A 19,550-nucleotide genomic window follows, 5' to 3' on the forward strand; every position below is an offset into this window, starting at 1 on the left:
GCGAAGCTTATAAAGAATTCAGGAACGCCAGCAACGCAGCGCGCTGCTCGGCATTGAAGGACAACACATGCTGCTGCGCCGCTTGCGCTTCACCGCCGTGCCACAGCACGGCCTCGAGCAGGTTGCGGGCGCGGCCGTCATGCAAGAACTGGGTGTGGCCACTGACGGTCTGCGTCAGGCCGATGCCCCACAACGGCGCGGTGCGCCAGTCGCGGCCACCGGCCTTGAATTCGGTACGGTTGTCGGCCAGGCCTTCGCCCATGTCGTGCAACAGCAGGTCGCTGTAGGGACGGATCACCTGGTTGGCCAACTCAGGTTCGGCCGCCGTGGCTGGCGTGGTGAATGATGGCTTGTGACACCCCTGGCAGCCGGCCTGGTAGAACAGGTTTTTCCCGGCCAGCACCTGCGGCGCGTTGACGTCGCGGCGTGCCGGCACGGCAAGGTTGCGCGTGTAGAACAGCACCAGGCGCAGGATGTTGTCGCTGACTTCCTGCTCGCCATCGGCGCCATTGCCGTTGGGCGCCTGTTTGCAGGCGACTTGCGCATCGGTGCAGTCATCAAAGGGTCTCAAAGACGTGGTGAGGCCCATATCACCAGAAAACGCGTGAACATTTTGTTGATTGAGGTTGGGTTGCCCGGCTTTCCAGCCAAAGCGCCCGAGTACGGTTTTTTGCTCGGCGTCGTCCCAGACCCAATTGGCGCGGCCGACGATGGCTTCTTTGTCGGCGGTCTTCGGGTCGGTGTTGCGCAGGATATCGGCGTCGGTGATGGCTTCGAGCAGGCCCAGGCCAATCATCGGCGGGGCGATGCGCGCGGAGAAAAGTGTGTCCGGATGCATCGGGCCATAGCCGAGCTGGGTGATCTGCAGGTCGGGTTTGCGCAACTCGACCACGCTGCCGTCCTTGAAGGTCACCTTGACCGGCGTGTAGTCGACGCGCACCTTGCCTTCCGGTGCGACACCCGGCACGGCCATGTCCTGCAGCTGCCCGCCATACACCGGCTCAGGCACCACGCCGACCTGCTCGATGAGCTTGGCGTAGGACGGCTGCTCCTGGATAGACAGGGGGATCGACAGGCGCACCAGCATCGACACCGCATTGGCCGCATCGGGCAGCGGCGGGTGGCCACGACCGTCCTTGATATGGCAGTTCTGGCAGGCGTTGGTATTGAACAGCGGGCCCAGGCCATCGCGTGCGGTGGTGGTGGACGGCGCGATGACCCACGGGCTGCGAAAGAAGCTGTTGCCGACGCTGAAGTCCAGGCGGCGCGTGGGCGACAGGTTGGCCGATGGCAGGGAGAACGCGTTCTGGTCGCGCTTGTTCACCGTCGTCGCGCCGCCGGCACGCGCTTCACCAGGCTCTGCCTGGGTGAAACGTGGGGCGTCATCACAGGCGGTCAGGCTTAAAGCCATCACTGCTGCGGACAGGCGAAAAAGCGAACCGAACATCAGGTTTCCTGAACGAAGGCTGAAAATATGGGCGCAAAGTCTAACAGGGCAGGGCGCAATGAATAAGAGCAATTATCGTTTGCTCGAATCCGATTCATTCCCGCTAGAATGACCGCACATTTTTTTCTGGAGGTGGCCAATGCAGGCTCTCGACGCTTTGCTCAACCGTGTTTCCGTGCCGCGTTTGCTGGAACCGGCACCGACCCAGGAGCAGCGTGATGTGCTGTTCGCCGCGGCCATGCGCGCGCCCGACCATGGTCAACTGCGCCCTTGGCGGTTCCTCACCGTAGAGGGTGCCGCCCGTGAGCAGATGGGCACCCTGCTGGCCGAAGCGGCGCGCCTGCAAGACCCCGACGCTGCGCCAGCGGTCATCGACAAGGCCCAGAACGGCCCGTTGCGCGCGCCGCTGGTGGTGGTGGTGATTGCCCGCCTGCAGGAACACTTCAAGGTGCCCAAGTCCGAACAGCTGCTCGCTGCCGCCTGCGCGGCCCACGGCATCTTGCTGGCGGCGTACGCACAGGGGATTGGCGCGGTATGGCGCACTGGCGAATTGTCCTACTCGGCCCACGTGGCCAAAGGCCTGGGGCTGACGGCGGAGGAGGAAGTGATTGGTTTCCTCTACCTGGGCACGCCGCAGAACCCGCCGCGTACGGCCGCTAAAGAAGACCTGACACAGTTTGTCAGCGCCTGGACCGGTCTCTGAACCACCGCCGACCTGCGCTCTGTGGGGAGCTGGCTTGCCTGCGATAGCATCGACTCGGTTCTGTCAGGGACACCGGGTTGCGCGCCTCGCGGACAAGCCCGGCACCCACATGGCTCTCAGTGGTTTTGCCACCGAGTCAGACCTTGAACTGATCCATCAGCTTCATCTGCTGGCTGGCCAATGCATTGAGTTGGCTGCTGATGGCCGCCGACTCGGTGGCCTGGCCGGTGAGGGTTTCGGTCACGCCGCGAATCGCCGAGACGTTGCGATTGACCTCTTCGGCCACGGCGCTCTGTTGCTCGGCGGCGCTGGCGATCTGCAGGTTCATGTCGCTGATCACCGTCACGGCATCGCTGATCTTGCCCAGGGCTTGCACTGCCTGATGAATCTGCCCGGCGTTGCTCTGGGCCTGGTGCTGGCTGGAGTGCATGGTCGCCACCACGCCGCGGGTGCCGCTCTGGATCCGTTCGATCACCAGGCGGATTTCCTCCACGGAGTCCTGGGTACGCTTGGCCAGGTTGCGCACTTCGTCGGCGACGACTGCAAAGCCGCGCCCGCTTTCGCCGGCCCGGGCCGCTTCGATTGCCGCATTGAGGGCCAGCAGGTTGGTCTGTTCGGCGATGCTGCGGATCACTTCCAGCACTGAACCGATCTGCTCGCTGTTGACGGCCAGGGCTTCGACTTCACCCACGGCCTTGCTGACTTCCTCGGCGAGGGTGGTGATGTCGCGGGTGCTCTGCTCGATGATCGACATGCCTTCACGCGCCGACTGATCGGCACCGCGTGCCGCGCTGGCGGCATTCGATGCACTGTTGGCAACGTCATGGGCGGTGGCGCTCATCTCGTTGGAGGCCGTGGCGACCTGGTCGATTTCGCGGAATTGCACCTGCATGCCTTCGCTGGTCTGGCGCGCGATGGCCGAGGACTGGTCGGCGGTACCACGCGCCTCGGTGATGCTTTGCTTGATCTGCGCAATGGTCGGTTGCAACTTGTCGAGGAAGCGGTTGAACCAGTTCACCAATTCGCCCAGTTCATCGTGCTTGGCGTAGGCCAGGCGCTGGGTGAGGTCGCCGTCACCACTGGCGATGTCCTTGAGCATCGCGGCCACGCCGTTGATCGGCCGGGTCACACCGGTGGCCGTCAGCCAGATCAGCAGCAGGCCCAGCAAGCCGGCGGCGGCGCCTACCAGCAGCGCCTTCAGGGTGCCCGAGGCCTGGGCCTTGTCGAGCAGCGCCTGCAGCTTCACGGTGTCGGCCAGCATCACGTCCTTGGGCAGCTTGATCACGACGCCCCAGGACTTGGCATCGGCAATCGGCTTCACCGGATAGACCGCGCGAATCGTGTCGTCCTGCGCGCGGATCATGCGGGTGTCACTGGCCAGCAGTTGCACGATTTCCTTGCCCTCGGCACCGAGGGTATCGATCAGGTTTTTCCCGACTTTGGCCGGTTCACCGCTGTAGGCCGCGATCAAGCCGCTGCTGGCGAGAATTTCCAGGTGCGCGGCACTGTTGAACAAGTCTTTCTGTGCCGCATCGGTGGCCGCTTGCAGGGCGGTGAGGGCGATGTCGATGCCGACCACGCCGATGACTTTGCCGTCCACCAGCAGTGGCAGGGAAAGGGTGGTCATCAGCACCGGTTTGCCGGCCACCGTATCTTCGTACGGGTCGAGCAGGCAAATACGGCGGGTATCGCGTGGGCAGGTGTACCAGATGTTGTAGGGCGTGCCGCTGAGGTTGAGGGTGGTCTTGGTCAGGTCGTCCTCGACCATGATGGTGTTCAAGCCTTCGCCACCGGCGCGGCTCCAGTAACTGGAGAAACGGCCTTTTTCGTTGGAGGCGCGTGCCTTGTCGTCGACGAATTCGCTGTCCTTGCCATCCAGCCCATTGGGTTCGAACGACAGCCAGATACCCAGCACCTTGTCATTGCGTTCGAAGGCGGTTTTCAGGCTCTGGTTGAGTTCTTCGCGCAAGGCGCCGGGCGCGAGGTCGCGCTTGGCTGCCAGAGTGCGCAGGTCTTTGACCTGGTCGCCGAGGGCGACCACGGCGACCAGGCTGTCGCCGAAGGTTTTCTGCAATTGCACGGCTTGCTCGGCGGCCTTGGCCTGCAACAGTTGTTCGACACTGGCGGTGAGCATGTGCGAGCTGGAATCGCTGACCAACTGATCATTCTGAGCGGTGTTGTAGAGGTTGATGCTGACGACCAGCGCAATCACCCCCAACAGGCAAAGGCCGGACAACAGCACGATTTTCAGGCGGATGGAGAGGGTGTTGAACATAGGCTCACTCGCGAATGGACTTGTTGGAAGGCACGCAGTGCAGGCCAAGTCCATTCAGCGCTATGTCTGGAACATCGGCGTAACAAATCATTTCATGAGAAGCAGGCGATGAGCGGTAGGAAAACGGCTACAGCCAGTGTTACGCGGGCTCCGCAAGCCGTTCAGGGCGTGACCAGATCCACAGGTTACCCAGGCTCATGCCGGCAATGGCCAGGTAGATCGGCCAGCCATGATCGAGCATCACCAGCATCAGGATGGCGCACAGCAGCATGCTCACCGTGGCGCTGACCTTGGCCCGGCGCGCGATGATCTTGCCGTTGCGCCAGTTGAACAGGATCGGGCCGAACAGGCGGTGGTTTTCCAGCCAGGCGCTCAGGCGCGGCGAGCTTTTGGTTGCGGCCCACGCGGCGAGCAGGATGAACTCGGTGGTCGGCAAGCCCGGTATGACAATCGCCACCAATCCGATGCCCAGGCTGACGTAGGCCAGCAGGCCGAAAAGGATCTGTGCGATTTTCGAGGTGGATTGGGTTTTGCCGTTCATGGGAAGCAATTTGCAGAAGGAAAGGGTTGCTTACTCTGTAGGAACTGGCTTGCTGGCGATGGCGTCCGTGAAGTTGCTATCGCCGGCAAGCCTGTTCCTACCGAGGGGGTTCGAGTCAGGCCAGTTCAGGGGCGCTAGCGTACGCCTGTTCCAGCAACACGGTGAAGCGCACAAACGCGTCGATCGCACCTTTTTCCACTGCGGCTTCCTCTTCGGCGCTGAATTCCAGGCCGTCCAGGGTATGAGTAAAGCTTTTCCAGCCTTCGGCACGACCGCCGGCCGGCTCACCCAGGTGGCGTGCACCGAAGGTTTCGCTCAGTCCCAGGCCCACGGCGCGCTTGATCAGGAACGCAGCGCCCAGCTTGGAGCCTTCGGACACGAACAGCCAGCCCAGGGCTTCGGCCTTGCTCGGGTTCTTCACTGCACCGGCGACCGGCGCCGGCACGTCGGTGTCCAGGTCGCCCAGATCCAGCTTGGCGGCTTCGGCGCGGCAGCGCTCGGCCAGGTCCGGCACGATCTTGATCAGTTCGGCATCGTTGTAGAGGCTCACCAGTTCCGACTGGAACAGGTACTGCGCGACCACGAAGCGGGCGAAGTTGGCTTGGGTTTCAAACGGCGCGTGCGCCTTGACCAGTGCGTCCAGCTTGGTGTGTGGCTCGTTGGTGATCTGGTTCAGGCGCTGGGAGCGCAGGCTCGGGCGTTCTGCGGTAGAGGAAGCGGTCATGAAAAAGTCCTTGAGAAGAGGAGCGCCTTGGTGCTCTGAAAGAGAGCTGTTATCAACTAGACGAACAAGAAGACGCGGCACAGTAAAAAATCCTCACCCCGGCGCTGAAAATCGACGAGGTGAGGGTGGGCGTTATCAGATGTCCCAGATCACGTTGATCGCAAAGTTGCGACCGGGCTGGGTCAGGCGGTCAAGGTTGGCGGGCGCGGTCACACCGGCTTCGCCGACGCCGTCGTAGCTGCGCACGTCATCCCAGTTCCAGTATTTCTTGTCGGTCAGGTTGTACAGGCCGCCGTTGATGGTCACGTCGTTGGTGACCTTGTAGAAGCCGGTCAGGTCGACGATGCCAAAGCCGGGCGTCTTGAAGGGCGCGCCAGTGCTGCCGTCGGGCGCATGGAAGGTGGTGCTGTCGACGCGATCCTGCTTCTTCACCAGGGTCCAGCTGACCAGCGCCCCGTATTGCGCTTGCTCATAGCCCAGGCCGAAGACGCCCTTGAGCGGGTTGACGCTGTTGAGCGGCTCGCCATTGTCGTCGTTGCGGCCATAGGTGTAGCCAACCGAGCCCTGGGTGTACAGGCCTTGCGGTGCGCCGAAGGCGTCCAGGTTCAGACGCCCTTTGGCTTCGATCCCCTTGATGGTCGCGTGCTTGATATTGTTGGCTTCGAATTGCTGTGCGGTGCCGCCGGCGACGGAGGCGTCCTCGTCGATGAAGTCGCGGTATTTGTTGTAGAACACTGCGATATCAAACGAACCGGAATCGAAGTTGCCGCGAATCCCGGTTTCCACGCCCTTGCTGCTTTCTGGCTTGAGATTCGGGTTGGGCTCGACGGTGTAGCCCTGCTGCAGGTTTTCAAAACGCCCGTACAAGGCTTTGGCCGACGGGGTGCGGAAGCCTTCAGCGTATTGGCCGAACCAGGTGTACTGGTCGGTCAGCGCATAGGTCAGGCCGAATTTCGGCGTGACGCGGTGCCAGGTTTTTTCCTTGTCACTGTGGGCGTAGATCCGCGTCGGGTCGACGGTGTTGAGGAACTCATCAGTCAACTTGGGCTTGAGTTGGGTGTAGTCGTAGCGCACGGCGGGCAGGAAGGTCCACTTGTCCCAGGTGATCTGGTCCTGTGCGAACAGCGAATACGTGTTGATGGTCGGGTCCGGGAAATCACTGGCCTTCTTCACGCTGTCGCTGGCGATCGGGCTGGGTGCGCCGATGGCCGTGCAACCGCCGCCGACAGCCAGGCAGGTCGCGGCGCCTTCGCGGGAGCCGGTGACCTTCTGCTGCTTGAGGGTGGTGCCATAGGTCACTTGGTGATCGGTTTCGCCGATGCTGAAAGCCTTGTCCAGCTGGGCATCGAAGACCCATTGCTTTTCTTCGTACAGGGTCTCGCGGGTGCGCAGGACTCGGCGGGACGGCTGGTAGATCTCGGCGGTGGACTGGTCCGTCTTGGCGATCTGGTAGTTGAGGCTGGTCTTGATCTGATCGGCTATCGGTGAGTCCAGAGCGAAGCGGTTTTCGATGCCAAAACGCTCGCGGGTGATGGTGTCGTTGCCCGAACGAGCCCGGTAGAAATTGAAGCCGCGTCCGCCGGTGAACGGACCGCCCACGGCATTCATGAGGTTGACGTCGCGATCGTCCTTGTACTTCTCGTACGTCAGGCCAAGGCGATTGTCATCACCATAGTTCCAGCCCAGCTTGGCCAGCACGTTGGTCGTGCGCGCATCTTCCGGGTTGGCGCCGGTGCGGGCCAGGCCGGTGGCATTGTTGCCGTCGTAGGACTCCATCTCGTGGCCATTGCGCTGGCTCAGGTGCAGCAAACCGTCGACGTCCTGCACGCGGCCGGCGACGGTGCCGGAAGTCAGCCAGCTGTCGTCGGCGGAGCTGTAGCCGGTCTTCAGGCGGGCGCCGACGTCCTGGCCGGGCTTGATGATGTCATCGGGGTCGAGGGTGAAGTAGCTCACCGCGCCACCAATCGCGCTGCTGCCGTACAGGGCCGAGGCCGGGCCGCGCAGGATCTCCACGCGCTTGACGATTTCGGGGTCGACGTAGTTGCGGCGGGTCTTGGCGTAGGGGCCGTTGAAGAAGTTGTCCGGCACTTCCACGCCGTCGACCTGGGTGAGGATGCGGTCGCCGTCGATGCCGCGAATGTTGTAGCCCGAATTGCTCGAGCGGCCACCGGCACCGCCCACCGAGACGTTGGGTTCGTAACGCACCAGTTCACGAATGGTATTCACGTTCTGGCGGTCCAGCTCTTCGCGTTCCTGCACGGTCACGGTGCTCGGCACGCTGCTGATGTTCTGCTCATTCCGGGTGGCGCTGATGGTGACCTGTTGCAGGTTGAGGGCGCCGCCCGCCGCGCGCTTTTCCAGCACGATGTTGTTGCTGCTTAGTTTGCGGTAGCTCAGGTTGGTCCCCACCAACAGCCGGTCCAGGGCTTTCTCCGCTGACAACGGGCCGCGCACGCCCGGGGACGACACACCCTGGCCGAGTTCCGCCGGCAGGCCGACTTGCCAGCCGGTCACCGCGGTGAAGGCGTTGAGCGCCGAGACCAGCGGCTGTTGCTCGATGCTGAAGGTGTAATTGCCGTGGCTGCGCTGCACCGGTTCAGCGGCGGTGGCCGCCATGACCGGCGTGCCGGCCAGCAGGATGGCCGCAGTCAGCAGGGACAGGACGGGCGAAGAGGGCCGGCGGTTGAAACGAGAGGACATCGAGAGCGCTCCGGAAGGTACGAATCTTATAGTTGCGAACCGAATCAAATAGGAATCAGTTGCATTGGCTAAGACGAGACGTACCGCCGAAGGCTATCGAGTAAAAATAATTCTCATTTAGTTGAGGATCACCAGCGCCGGGTATTCCGACAGTTTGGCCGAGGTGATGTGGGCCAGGGAGCGCACCACGTCCAGGGGCTGGTCGAGGCGGTAGTTGCCGGTGACGGCAACGCTGGCGAGCTTGTCGTTGGTGTTGACGATCCAGCCGGGGTAATAGCGACGCAACTCGGCGAGCACTTCGCTCATCGGGCAGTTTTCGAAAATCAGCCGGCCCTGCACCCAGGCCAGGTCCTTGTTGGCATCCAGCTTGGCCGGTGGACCGAAGCCCTTGGGCCCGATGCGGATGCTTTCGCCAGCGCTCAAGCGCACGCGGGCATCGTCGAAGGTGTTGCTCAGGTCCACGTCGCCGCGCTGCACCTGTACCTGGGCTTCGCCGTTGAGGTAGCGCACCGCGAAAGCGGTATCACGCACGCTGGCGCGCACGGGGCCGGCGTCGATTTCCAGCGGCAGGCCATGGTTGGGCACGATTTCGAAGAACGCTTCGCCCTGGTAGAGGCGGGCGATGCGCTGATGATCCTTGATGCTGCTGGAAAACGCCGAGTTGGTGTTGAGCAACACTTTCGAGCCGTCGTCCAGTTGCAGGCGCTGGCGTTCACCGACCACGGTGAGGTGGTCGGCCTGCAGGCGCACCGGCAGGTTGCTGAAGCTGAACAGGCCGATCAGCAGCACGGCGGCGGTGGCCAGTGGTTTCCAGTGCGGCCGGATACGACGCCAGGCACTGGGCTTGCGCGGCGCGGCGAGGGCGACGGCGGCGCTGTGCACGGGCGCGGCGCCCCAGGCAGCCTGGGCTTTGCCAAACGCGTGAACATGCGCAGGGTCCTGTGCCAGCCACGCTTCAAATTCGGCTTGTTGCCCGGGCTGCGGGCACTGCAGGGCGATCAGCCAGTCGAGGGCTTGGTCCATAGCCATGTCTTGCAACACCTCATGAGCCAGCTCATGGGGGCGCAGTTTATTCGGGTCCGTCACGGTGTTCCTCGGGTCTTCGCCACGTTCTATTCAAATGTCCTACAGCCTTGGGTGACATTTCTGTCGGGTGAAGCTTAAGGCCGATCCAGCCTTTGGGCCACACCTACGCAGATGGCCATGATCAATTTCAGTTCCTTTTGTACGGTGCTCAAGGACACTTCCAATTGGTCGGCAATCTCCTGGTAGCTGCAGCCGTGCAGGCGGCTGAGGATGAAAATCTGCTGTTGGCGGGCGCTCAATTGACCGAGGCTGACACTCAGGTGCTCCAGCAGTTGCTCGGCCTGGGTCGCGTCTTCGGGCGTGCTGATGGGGGCGGCGACGCTTTGCAGGACGTCCAGCGGGACATCTTCCTGCAGCGTGCGCGCCTGGATCCGACGCGCGCGCAAGTGGTCGAGTGCGAGGTTGCGCGCGGTCTGGTAGACGAAGGGTTCAAGATGATCGATCGGCCGCTCGCTGAGGGCTCGGGTCACGCGCAGGTAGGTTTCCTGCAAGAGGTCCTCGGCGGTGCTGTGGTTATTCACCATCCGCTGCAACGTGCGAAGCAGAATCACCCGTTGGGTGAGGAAGACGTGGTTGAAGCGAGATTGGCTCACAGTGCTACCAGATCGATTTGCAGTTAATGATAATGCTTATCATCAACGCAAATGGCAAGTGGCACTTGGGTGTGTTGCCAGGAGCCCTGCGTGTGGGAGCCGGGTTTGCCCGCGATGCAGGCACCTCGGTTTTCCAGTTGCACCGAGGTGATGCTATCGCAGGCAAGCCAGCTCCCACACAAGCCAGCTCCCACCTCAGCCAGCTATCACACAGGCGAGCTTCCATACTGGCGAGCTGCCAAAGGGGTTATTCGGCGTTGCAGAGCGCCAGGCAGTTATCCAGCATACGGTTGGAGAAGCCCCACTCGTTGTCATACCAGGCCAGCACTTTCAGCAACTTGCCACTGACCTTGGTGTGGTTGGCGTCGAAAATCGACGACAGCGGGTTATGGTTGAAGTCGCTCGAAACCAGCGGCAGGGTGTTGTAGCCGAGGATTTTCGAGTGCTGGCTGGCTTCCTTGAGCAGTGCGTTGACCTCGTCGGCGGTGGCGTCTTTTTTCAGCGTCACGGTGAGATCGACCAACGACACGTTGATCACCGGCACCCGCACGGCCATGCCGGTCAGCTTGCCCGCCAGTTCCGGCAGTACCAGGCCCACCGCTTCGGCGGCGCCGGTCTTGCTCGGGATCATGTTCTGGGTGGCCGAACGCGCGCGGTACGGGTCGGTGTGGTAGACGTCGGTCAGGTTCTGGTCGTTGGTGTAGGCGTGGATAGTGGTCATCAGGCCACTTTCGATGCCCAGCTCGCGGTGCAGCACCTGGGCGACCGGCGCCAGGCAGTTGGTGGTGCAGGAGGCATTGGAGATGATCTGGTGGGATTGACGCAAAATGTCATGGTTTACCCCGTAGACCACGGTGGCGTCTGCGCCCTTGGCGGGGGCCGAGATGATCACCTTGCGCGCGCCGGCGGTAATATGGGCAGCAGCCTTGTCACGGTCGGTGAACAGGCCGGTGCATTCGAACACTACGTCGATCTTGTGTGCAGCCCACGGCAGGTCGGCGGGGTTGCGAATGGCACTGACGGCAATCCGGTCGCCATTGACGGTCAGGCTTTCCTGATCGTGGGCGACCTCTGCGTCGAAAGTGCCATGTACGGTGTCGTATTTGAGCAGGTGGGCATTGATCGAACTGTCGCCGAGATCGTTGATGGCGACGATCTGCAAATCCTGGCGGTAGCCTTGGGTATACAGTGCGCGCAGGACATTACGGCCGATACGGCCAAAACCATTGATTGCGATACGAAGAGTCATTGGAAAGTGCCTGTCGTCGATTTGTTGTAAGAATTACAAGATTATTCGCATAAAAATAGAAAACAAGCCTTTTTAGTGGCAATATTTTGTTCAATCTACAACGAGTGACCTGAATCAACTGGTCCGAGTGGTCAAGTAACACCCTGCCAACCTTTTCGCGGCGGGCGTTTGACCAGCATAGGAACGAGGGTCGCCACATCCGTTAGCCTGGAGTTCTATACATGCATCCCCGCGTTATTGAGGTCACCGAACGGCTTATCGCCCGCAGTCGTGCAACCCGCGAGGCTTACCTTGCACTCATTCGCGGCGCTGCCAGCGACGGCCCGATGCGCGGTAAGCTGCAATGCGCCAACTTTGCCCACGGCGTGGCCGGATGCGGCACTGAAGATAAAAATAGTCTGCGAATGATGAATGCCGCCAACGTGGCAATTGTTTCGTCATATAACGACATGCTCTCGGCGCACCAGCCGTACGAACATTTCCCCGAGCAAATCAAGAAAGCCCTGCGCGAAGTCGGCTCGGTCGGCCAGTTCGCCGGCGGCACCCCGGCCATGTGCGACGGCGTGACCCAGGGCGAACCCGGCATGGAGCTGAGCCTGCTCAGCCGCGAAGTCATCGCCATGTCCACGGCGGTAGCGCTGTCCCACAACATGTTCGATGCCGCGCTGATGCTGGGCATCTGCGACAAGATCGTCCCGGGCCTGATGATGGGCGCGCTGCGCTACGGCCACCTGCCGATGGTCTTCGTGCCGGGCGGCCCGATGCCGTCGGGCATCTCCAACAAGCAGAAGGCCGATGTGCGCCAGCGCTACGCCGAAGGCAAGGCCACCCGCGAGGAGCTGCTGGAATCGGAGATGAAGTCCTACCACAGCCCCGGCACCTGCACCTTCTACGGCACCGCCAACACCAACCAGTTGCTGATGGAAGTCATGGGCCTGCACCTGCCGGGCGCCTCGTTCGTCAACCCGTACACGCCGCTGCGTGACGCGCTGACCCGCGAAGCCGCGCACCAGGTCACGCGCCTGACCAAGGCCAACGGCAACTTCACGCCAATCGGCGAGATCGTCGACGAAAAATCCATCGTCAACTCCATCGTCGCACTGAACGCCACCGGCGGATCGACCAACCACACCCTGCACATGCCGGCCATCGCCATGTCGGCGGGCATCATCCTCACCTGGCAGGACATGGCCGACCTCTCCGAGGTGGTGCCGACCCTGTCCCACGTGTATCCGAACGGCAAGGCCGACATCAACCACTTCCAGGCGGCGGGCGGGATGTCGTTCCTGATCCGCGAACTGCTCGAAGCCGGCTTGCTCCACGAAGACGTCAACACCGTGGCCGGCAAGGGCCTGAGCCGCTACACCCAGGAACCGTTCCTGGTCGACGGCGAGCTGATCTGGCGCGAAGGCCCCATCGAAAGCCTCGACGAAACCATCCTGCGCCCCGTGGCCCGTGCGTTCTCCCCGGAAGGCGGCTTGCGCGTGATGGAAGGCAACCTCGGCCGTGGCGTGATGAAAGTCTCGGCCGTGGCCCTTGAGCACCAGATCGTCGAAGCACCGGCGGTGGTGTTCCAGGACCAGCAGGACCTGGCCGATGCATTCAAGGCTGGCCAGCTGGAAAAAGACTTTGTCGCGGTGATGCGCTTCCAGGGCCCACGCTCCAACGGCATGCCGGAATTGCACAAGATGACGCCGTTCCTCGGCGTCTTGCAGGACCGTGGCTTCAAGGTCGCATTGGTGACAGACGGGCGCATGTCCGGCGCGTCGGGTAAGATCCCCGCCGCGATCCACGTGAACCCCGAAGCCCAGAGCGGCGGGCCACTGGCACGCGTGCGCGATGGCGATATCATTCGCGTGGATGGCGTGAAGGGCACCTTGGAGCTTAAGGTGGACGCCGAAGAATTTGCAGCGCGCGCGCCTGCCACGGGCCTGTTGGGCAACAACGTGGGGGCCGGTCGCGAGCTGTTTGCATTTATGCGTTTGGCCGCAAGCTCCGCAGAGCAGGGCGCCAGCGCCTTTACCTCTGCCTTGGAGACGCTTAAGTGAAGCTTGCGCTGGTCGGTGACATCGGGGGTACCAACGCCCGTTTTGCGTTGTGGCGGGATCAGGCTCTGCATTCGATCCGCGTGCATGCCACGGCGGATCACCAGAGTCCCGAGGACGCGATCAAGGCCTACCTCAAGGAAGAAGGCCTGGAAATCGGTGACATCGGTGCCGTCTGCCTGTCGGTTGCAGGGCCGGTGAGTGGCGATGAATTCAAATTCACCAACAACCACTGGCGCCTGAGCAAGACTGCGTTTTGCCAGGCGTTGCAGGTGGATGAGCTGCTGCTGGTGAATGACTTCACCGCCATGGCCCTGGGCATGACCCGCCTCAAGCCCGACGAATTCCGCGTGGTCTGCGAAGGCACGCCGGAACCGTTGCGCCCGGCGGTGGTGATCGGGCCGGGCACCGGCCTGGGCGTCGGCACGTTGCTGGACCTCGGTGCCGGTCGTTACGCGGCATTGCCGGGGGAGGGTGGACACGTTGACCTGCCCCTGAGCAGCCCGCGTGAAACCCAGCTGTGGCAGCACATCTACACTGAGATCGGCCACGTCAGCGCCGAAACGGCCTTGAGCGGGGGCGGTTTGCCGCGTGTCTACCGCGCCATCTGTGCGGTCGACGGGCATACCCCGGTGCTGGATACCCCAGAAGCCATTACGGCGGCGGGCCTGGCGGGCGATCCAGTGGCGATGGAAGTGTTGAACCAGTTCAGTATCTGGCTGGGCCGCGTCGCCGGTAACAACGTGCTGACCACCGGTGGACGCGGTGGTGTGTATATCGTGGGTGGGGTGATTCCACGGTTTGCCGACTTCTTCATCAACAGTGGTTTTGCCAAGAGTTTCAGCGACAAGGGCTGCATGAGTGACTACTTCAAAGGCATCCCTGTGTGGTTGGTGACCGCGCCGTATTCCGGGTTGACTGGGGCTGGAGTCGCATTGGAACAGGCTTTTGCGTAGGCGCTGATGGCCCCTTCGCGAGCGAGCCCGCCCCCACATTTGACCGAGTTCCGACGTTGGAATGCCGGCAAATGTGGCAGCGGGCTTGCTCGCGAAGGGGGCCTCAAGGGCAACAAATGACATAAGCTTGGCCATAACAACAAGGAGGACCCCGTGAGCGTAATCAGTAAATCGATTCTCCTCGTCGATGACGACCAGGAAATCCGCGAATTGCTGCAAACCTACCTCAGTCGCGCCGGTTTCCAGGTGCGTGGCGTGCCGGATGGCGCCGGGTTCCGCCAGGCGATGAACGAGGCGCCCTGCGACCTGGTCATCCTCGATGTGATGTTGCCGGACGAAGACGGTTTCAGCCTTTGCCGCTGGATCCGCCAGCACCCGCGCCAGGCGCAGGTGCCGATCATCATGCTCACCGCCAGTTCCGACGAAGCCGACCGCGTGATCGGCCTGGAGCTGGGCGCCGACGACTACATCGGCAAACCCTTCAGCCCCCGCGAGCTGCAGGCGCGGATCAAGGCGCTGTTGCGGCGCTGCCAATTCGGCCAGGAGCGCAGCGGCAATGGCGACGTGCTGGTGTTCGATGAATGGCGCCTGGACATGATCAGCCACCGGCTGTTCCACGTTGACGGTGAAGAGGTGATCCTGTCCGGTGCCGACTTCGCCCTGCTCAAGTTGTTTCTCGACCATCCCCAACAGATCCTCGACCGCGACACCATCGGCAATGCCACCCGTGGCCGTGACCTGATGCCGCTGGACCGGATTGTCGACATGGCCGTGAGTCGCCTGCGCCAACGCCTGCGCGACACCGAAAAACCTCCGAGGCTGATCCGCACCGTGCGCGGCAGCGGTTATCAACTGGCAGCCAGCGTGGTTGCCGGCAATGCCCACTGAACACCTGATCGAGCGCCGCCGCCGCTTCCCGGTGCCGCGCTCGCTGCTGGGGCGCATGTTGCTGCTGACGTTGCTGGCGGTGCTGTTCGCCCAAGCGCTGTCCAGCGTGATCTGGGTCTCGCAATTGCGTGCCACCCAGCTCGAAGGCCTGGTCACCAGCGCCCGCAGCCTGGCGCATTCGATGACCGCCAGCGTGAGTTATTTCCGTTCATTGCCGGTGGCCTACCGGCCGTTGGTCCTCGACCAATTGCGCAGCATGGGCGGCACGCGTTTCGTAGTGACCCTCAATGACCGTCCGCTGGACATGGCGATACTGCCGCAGACCCCGCGCAAGCAGGCGGTACTGCAAGCGGTGGATGAGGTGCTGCGCCAGACTTTGGGCGCCGACGTGCATATCTCGGTGGAGTTTGTCAGCGCCGAAGACCTGCGCATTTTCAATGCCGGCCTGAAGCTCGATGAACTGCCGCGCTCCTGGGCGCATTACGCGTTGACGCTGGAGCCGGTAAACCCGCCGGTGCTGGTCACACAGATTCAACTGGCCCCCGGCGAGTGGTTGTACATCGCCTCCTTGTTGCCCGAACCCTACACCAGCCTCGAAGAGCAAGGCCTGCCCTCGCAGCAGGTGTGGTTTATCGTGCTGACCAGCGGTTTTCTGCTGCTGTTCATCGGCCTGCTGGTGCACTGGCAGAGCCGGCCGCTCAAGCGCCTGGCGCGGGCCGCGCGGGATATGTCGCTGGGCGCGGACGTGGAGCCGGTGGCCGAAGGCGGCGGCAGTGAAGTGGTGGAAGTGGGGCGCGCGTTCAATGCAATGCGTGAGCGCATCAGCCGATACCTGACCGAACGCAGCCAGCTGTTCAGTGCGATTTCCCACGACTTGCGCACCCCCATTACCCGCTTGCGCCTGCGTGTGGAACTGCTGGAAGACGAGAACCTGCAAACCAAATTCGGCCGCGACCTGGATGAGCTGGAGTTGCTGGTGAAGGGCGCGCTGCAATGTGTGAAAGACACGGATATCCACGAAAACATCGAGCCGGTGGACCTGAACCACGTGCTCGACTGCCTGGTGGAACCTTACCTGGCGCCCAACGGCAACGGCCGGGTCACCCAGCATGGGCGCGCGCTGACGACTTATCCGGGCAAGCCGCTGGCGCTCAAGCGCTGCATCGGCAACCTGATCGACAACGCGTTGAAGTATGGGCAGAACGCCCATTTGCATATCGAGGACGACGGCGCGGAGTTCATCCTGCACGTCGACGATGAAGGCCCCGGCGTGCCGGAACAGCGCCTGGAGCAAGTCTTCGAACCGCACTTCAGGCTCGCTGGGCAGCAGCAGGGTTACGGCCTGGGGTTGGGCATTGCGCGCAACATTGCGCATAGCCATGGTGGTGAAGTGAGTCTGCAGAATTTGCGCGAAGGCGGGTTGCGGGTGACCTTGCAGCTGCCGCGAACCCTGGATTGAACACGATTCCTTTGTAGGAATCCGGTTTGTCGAATCCTGGCGGCCTTGAGATCGCCATCGCCGGCAAGCCGGGCTCCTACAGAGGCGTCAGATGCTTTGGCGCAATCGGGCCAGGTCTCTCAACGGCGGAGCACCGAATAACCGGCTGTATTCGCGGCTGAACTGCGACGGGCTTTCATACCCTACGCGATACCCCGCCGCCGAGGCTTCCAGGCCTTCGGCGATCATCAATCTGCGTGCCTCCTGCAAGCGCAGTTGCTTCTGGTACTGCAACGGGCTCATCGCGGTGATCGCCTTGAAACGGTGGTGCAGCGTCGAGACGCTGAGGTTCACTTCCTTGGCCAGGTCATCGATGCGCAGCGGTTGCTCGTAGTTGCCGTTCAGCCACGTGATCGCCTGGCTGACGCGATGGCTCTGACTGTTGGCCACGGCAATTTCGTACAGGCGATAGCCCTGCGGCCCACGCAGCAATCGGTACAGAATTTCGCGATTGATCAACGGCGCGAGCATCGCGATGTCCTTCGGCGTGTCCAGTAGACGCGCCAGGCGCAACACGGCATCCAGCAGTTGCGTGTCGATACGGTCGACGTACATCCCACGGGATGTCGGCCGCGAAGGCACGCCCATCGGGCCCGCCTCGGCAATCAGCGCGGTGAGCTGCGCCGGGTCGATATTGATGCGCACCGACAGGTTGGGGTCTTCCGGGGTGGCCTCGATGATCCGGCCGGCCACCGGCATCGCGACCGAGAACACCAGGTAGTTGAGCGGGTCGTAGGCGAAGATTTCATCGGCCAGGCGTACTTCCTTGCTGCCGCTGGCAAGGATGCACAGCGCCGGTTCCACCAGCACCGGCGTGAAGTCGCGCGGTGTGTTGTGGCGGTTCAGGTACAGCGAGGTGATCGCCGTGCCGTAGGAGCCGTCCTCCCAGGTATGGCGGTGGACGATGCTGGCCAACTCCGCGCGTTGTTTTTCCATCTCGGCATCGAGGGGCATGGGCTGATGTTCGGGCGACGACATGAGGCGTCCTCTGCATGCTTTTTTGATGGGCTCAGCTTAGCGGTGGCCTTTGAATAAGTGTTACGTCGATTCTGCACAATCCTTGCCTGATCCTGCGACACATCGTGAATCAGGCAAGCAGCGGGGCTGTCATCTCAATGAAACAAGGCGCTCGCCCGTGGAATAAACCCGCCAGCCAAACGTCCTGTCTACGCTTCTCGCAGGATTGTGCAATAAGCCTGCAGGAATTGACTAACCGCGCCCACACCCGCGCCGTTATCTTTGATCCTGTGGCAACACGCCCTCACAGTGCTTGCCGAGCATCACTTCTCAACGGGAGAGTCGAACATGTCCACCCCCATTCCCGCGAGCCATATGGCCTTTATCCGTGCCCGTACCGGGTACAGCACCGAACTCGGTGCACGCTTGAGCAGTTTGATCGAACCGGGCCGTCAGGCTCAGGGTTGCCTGCAATTCTCGTTGCAGCATTCCCAGGTCGATCCCGATGTGTGGTTGATCTCCGGTTTCTGGAGCAGCGAGCAGGCGATGAGCGCCTACTTCAACTCTGCGGCGCTGGTGATCTTTACCGAGCTGTTGAACGACATGGTGGTCCGCAGCATGGACTTCCAGACCTTCACCGACGCTTCTGCCGGCAACGCCTACGGCGAGTACCTGCAACTCGCCGGTTAAAAGCCCTTTGCCTGACGGCAACAGCACTCCTCAAGAAGTATCGTATTGGCGAGGCTCTGCATTGGTTTAGAATGGCCAACTTTCCATTGGCCAGGACCTGCAACATGGCACGTAGACAATTTGCCCATCACGAAGCCGTTTCCGCCGTAGTACCGGGCGAAGGGGGCTACAGCGCCGCCGTCGCCGTCAAGGCACTGGATGGCATGGGCGCACCGCAGTTTCACAAGATCCTGGATGGACAGAAGTTCAAGACCGCCTCTGACGCCGACGATGCAGCGACGCTGCAACTGGAATGCCTGGTCGATGTGGACGAAGACGGTCAACTGAGCTGGGCCTCTGCTGCCAACTGACTCAAGCACGCTGCTGATCCACATGTGGGAGCGGGCTTGTGTGGGAGCCGGGCTTTCCCGCGATGCAGGCACCTCGGTTTTCCAGTTGTATCGAGGTGCTGCTATCGCAGGCAAGCCAGCTCCCACGCAAGCCCTTTTATTGCATGACAGTCAGCGTGGCGTGGCGCCTGGGCGATACATCTTGAACAGTGCTTCCGGCCCCAACTGGAAGTAGTCCGCCGGGCCACCGCCACGCAAGATCGGCTCGGCAGCGGCGGTGTCGTAGATGCCGTCCTTGAGCAGCCACTTGGCGATGTGCACCGCCACGACTTCGCCGAGCACCAGCCAGCTGGGTACCAACTGCTGATCAGCGCGCTGCAGTTGGATGATCTGCGTCACCTTGCACTCGAACGACACCGGACTTTCGCCCACACGGGGGACGCCGACGATTTTCGACGCCACCGGCGTCAGGCCGGACAATTCGAATTCATTCACCTCGGGCGATACGGCGGCGCAACTCTGGTTCATCTGCTCGGCCAGCGGGCGAGTGGCCAGGTTCCAGACAAACTCGCCGGTCTGCTCGATATTGTTCAGGCTGTCTTTGCGCCCGACACTGGAAAACCCAATGATCGGCGGAATGTAGTTGAAGGCATTGAAGAAACTGTAGGGCGCCAGGTTCAGGCGACCCTCGCTGTCGTGTGACGAAATCCAGCCGATCGGCCGTGGGCCGACGATGGCATTGAAGGGGTCATGGGGCAGGCCGTGGCCGTTGGCGGGTTCGTAGAAATGGATATCGTCGGACATGACCTGTTCTGCTCTCGATTTCGGGATTTGCATCATACCCAATGTGAGAGCGGGCTTGTGTGGGA

At 62.2% G+C, this 19,550-nt stretch carries 17 protein-coding genes and 1 pseudogene; 7 read left to right on the forward strand and 11 right to left on the reverse strand.

Features of this window, described 5'->3' with window-relative positions; translation table 11 throughout:
- Positions 1–7 precede the first annotated feature (7 nt).
- On the reverse strand, positions 8–1,447 hold the full coding sequence (locus C9990_RS05585; RefSeq protein WP_065908743.1) for a di-heme oxidoredictase family protein: 1,440 nt from the start codon (positions 1,445–1,447) through the stop codon (positions 8–10).
- A 139-nt stretch (positions 1,448–1,586) separates the two neighbouring features.
- Here C9990_RS05585 and C9990_RS05590 point away from each other — a divergent pair, with 139 nt between their 5' ends.
- Positions 1,587–2,150, forward strand: a complete 564-nt coding sequence (locus tag C9990_RS05590; RefSeq protein WP_106802717.1) for an NAD(P)H nitroreductase — start codon at positions 1,587–1,589, stop codon at positions 2,148–2,150.
- A gap of 136 nt (positions 2,151–2,286) precedes the next feature.
- Here C9990_RS05590 and C9990_RS32990 read toward each other — a convergent pair whose 3' ends face one another.
- From C9990_RS32990 to gap, 8 genes and pseudogenes are all read right to left on the reverse strand, one after another.
- Entirely contained in the window at positions 2,287–3,042 is a 756-nt protein-coding gene (locus C9990_RS32990; RefSeq protein WP_371920689.1) for a methyl-accepting chemotaxis protein, read from the reverse strand.
- Between the two features lie 102 nt (positions 3,043–3,144).
- A pseudogene (locus tag C9990_RS32995) lies at positions 3,145–4,479 on the reverse strand (HAMP domain-containing protein); the annotation flags it as partial.
- 85 nt (positions 4,480–4,564) lie between these two features.
- Positions 4,565–4,966 carry a YbaN family protein gene (locus C9990_RS05600; RefSeq protein WP_106802718.1) on the reverse strand — a complete coding sequence of 134 codons (402 nt, stop codon included), beginning with the start codon at positions 4,964–4,966 and terminating at the stop codon, positions 4,565–4,567.
- A gap of 115 nt (positions 4,967–5,081) precedes the next feature.
- Entirely contained in the window at positions 5,082–5,690 is a 609-nt protein-coding gene (locus C9990_RS05605; protein WP_106802719.1) for a biliverdin-producing heme oxygenase, read from the reverse strand.
- 135 nt (positions 5,691–5,825) lie between these two features.
- Positions 5,826–8,390, reverse strand: coding sequence for a TonB-dependent receptor (locus C9990_RS05610; protein ID WP_106802720.1), 2,565 nt, complete (start codon positions 8,388–8,390; stop codon positions 5,826–5,828).
- 117 nt (positions 8,391–8,507) lie between these two features.
- Entirely contained in the window at positions 8,508–9,476 is a 969-nt protein-coding gene (locus tag C9990_RS05615) for a FecR domain-containing protein (protein ID WP_065908754.1), read from the reverse strand.
- A 74-nt stretch (positions 9,477–9,550) separates the two neighbouring features.
- Positions 9,551–10,069 carry an RNA polymerase sigma factor gene (locus tag C9990_RS05620; RefSeq protein WP_065908756.1) on the reverse strand — a complete coding sequence of 173 codons (519 nt, stop codon included), beginning with the start codon at positions 10,067–10,069 and terminating at the stop codon, positions 9,551–9,553.
- Positions 10,070–10,316: 247 nt separating this feature from the next.
- On the reverse strand, positions 10,317–11,318 hold the full coding sequence (gene gap / locus C9990_RS05630; protein WP_106802722.1) for a type I glyceraldehyde-3-phosphate dehydrogenase: 1,002 nt from the start codon (positions 11,316–11,318) through the stop codon (positions 10,317–10,319).
- Positions 11,319–11,539: 221 nt separating this feature from the next.
- Between gap and edd the strand changes: the two genes are divergently transcribed.
- From edd to C9990_RS05650, 4 genes are all read left to right on the forward strand, one after another.
- Positions 11,540–13,366 (forward strand): phosphogluconate dehydratase, encoded by a 1,827-nt coding sequence (gene edd / locus C9990_RS05635; protein WP_065908759.1) that lies wholly within the window; start codon positions 11,540–11,542, stop codon positions 13,364–13,366.
- On the forward strand, positions 13,363–14,319 hold the full coding sequence (locus tag C9990_RS05640; protein WP_065908761.1) for a glucokinase: 957 nt from the start codon (positions 13,363–13,365) through the stop codon (positions 14,317–14,319). Before edd ends, C9990_RS05640 begins: the two co-directional genes overlap by 4 nt.
- 153 nt (positions 14,320–14,472) lie before the next feature.
- The gene (locus C9990_RS05645; RefSeq protein WP_024077192.1) at positions 14,473–15,207 is read left to right on the forward strand and encodes a response regulator; all 735 of its coding nucleotides are present in this window, start codon (positions 14,473–14,475) and stop codon (positions 15,205–15,207) included.
- A gap of 31 nt (positions 15,208–15,238) precedes the next feature.
- Entirely contained in the window at positions 15,239–16,666 is a 1,428-nt protein-coding gene (locus C9990_RS05650; protein ID WP_205571682.1) for an ATP-binding protein, read from the forward strand.
- A gap of 87 nt (positions 16,667–16,753) precedes the next feature.
- Here C9990_RS05650 and C9990_RS05655 read toward each other — a convergent pair whose 3' ends face one another.
- A complete protein-coding gene (locus C9990_RS05655; protein ID WP_065908765.1) occupies positions 16,754–17,683 on the reverse strand; it encodes an AraC family transcriptional regulator in 930 nt (309 codons plus the stop codon).
- Positions 17,684–18,010: 327 nt separating this feature from the next.
- Between C9990_RS05655 and C9990_RS05660 the strand changes: the two genes are divergently transcribed.
- Both C9990_RS05660 and C9990_RS05665 read left to right on the forward strand, forming a co-directional pair.
- A complete protein-coding gene (locus C9990_RS05660; RefSeq protein WP_106802723.1) occupies positions 18,011–18,352 on the forward strand; it encodes an antibiotic biosynthesis monooxygenase family protein in 342 nt (113 codons plus the stop codon).
- A gap of 71 nt (positions 18,353–18,423) precedes the next feature.
- Positions 18,424–18,702: a hypothetical protein gene (locus C9990_RS05665; protein ID WP_083221491.1), complete on the forward strand. Its 279-nt coding sequence runs from the start codon at positions 18,424–18,426 to the stop codon at positions 18,700–18,702.
- Between the two features lie 150 nt (positions 18,703–18,852).
- Here the strand turns inward: C9990_RS05665 and C9990_RS05670 are convergent, their stop codons facing one another.
- Positions 18,853–19,485, reverse strand: a complete 633-nt coding sequence (locus C9990_RS05670) for a flavin reductase family protein (RefSeq protein WP_065908770.1) — start codon at positions 19,483–19,485, stop codon at positions 18,853–18,855.
- Positions 19,486–19,550 lie beyond the last annotated feature (65 nt).

The sequence above is a fragment of the Pseudomonas sp. S5D5 genome (genome assembly GCF_003013355.1).
Classification (GTDB): domain Bacteria; phylum Pseudomonadota; class Gammaproteobacteria; order Pseudomonadales; family Pseudomonadaceae; genus Aquipseudomonas; species Aquipseudomonas aylmerensis.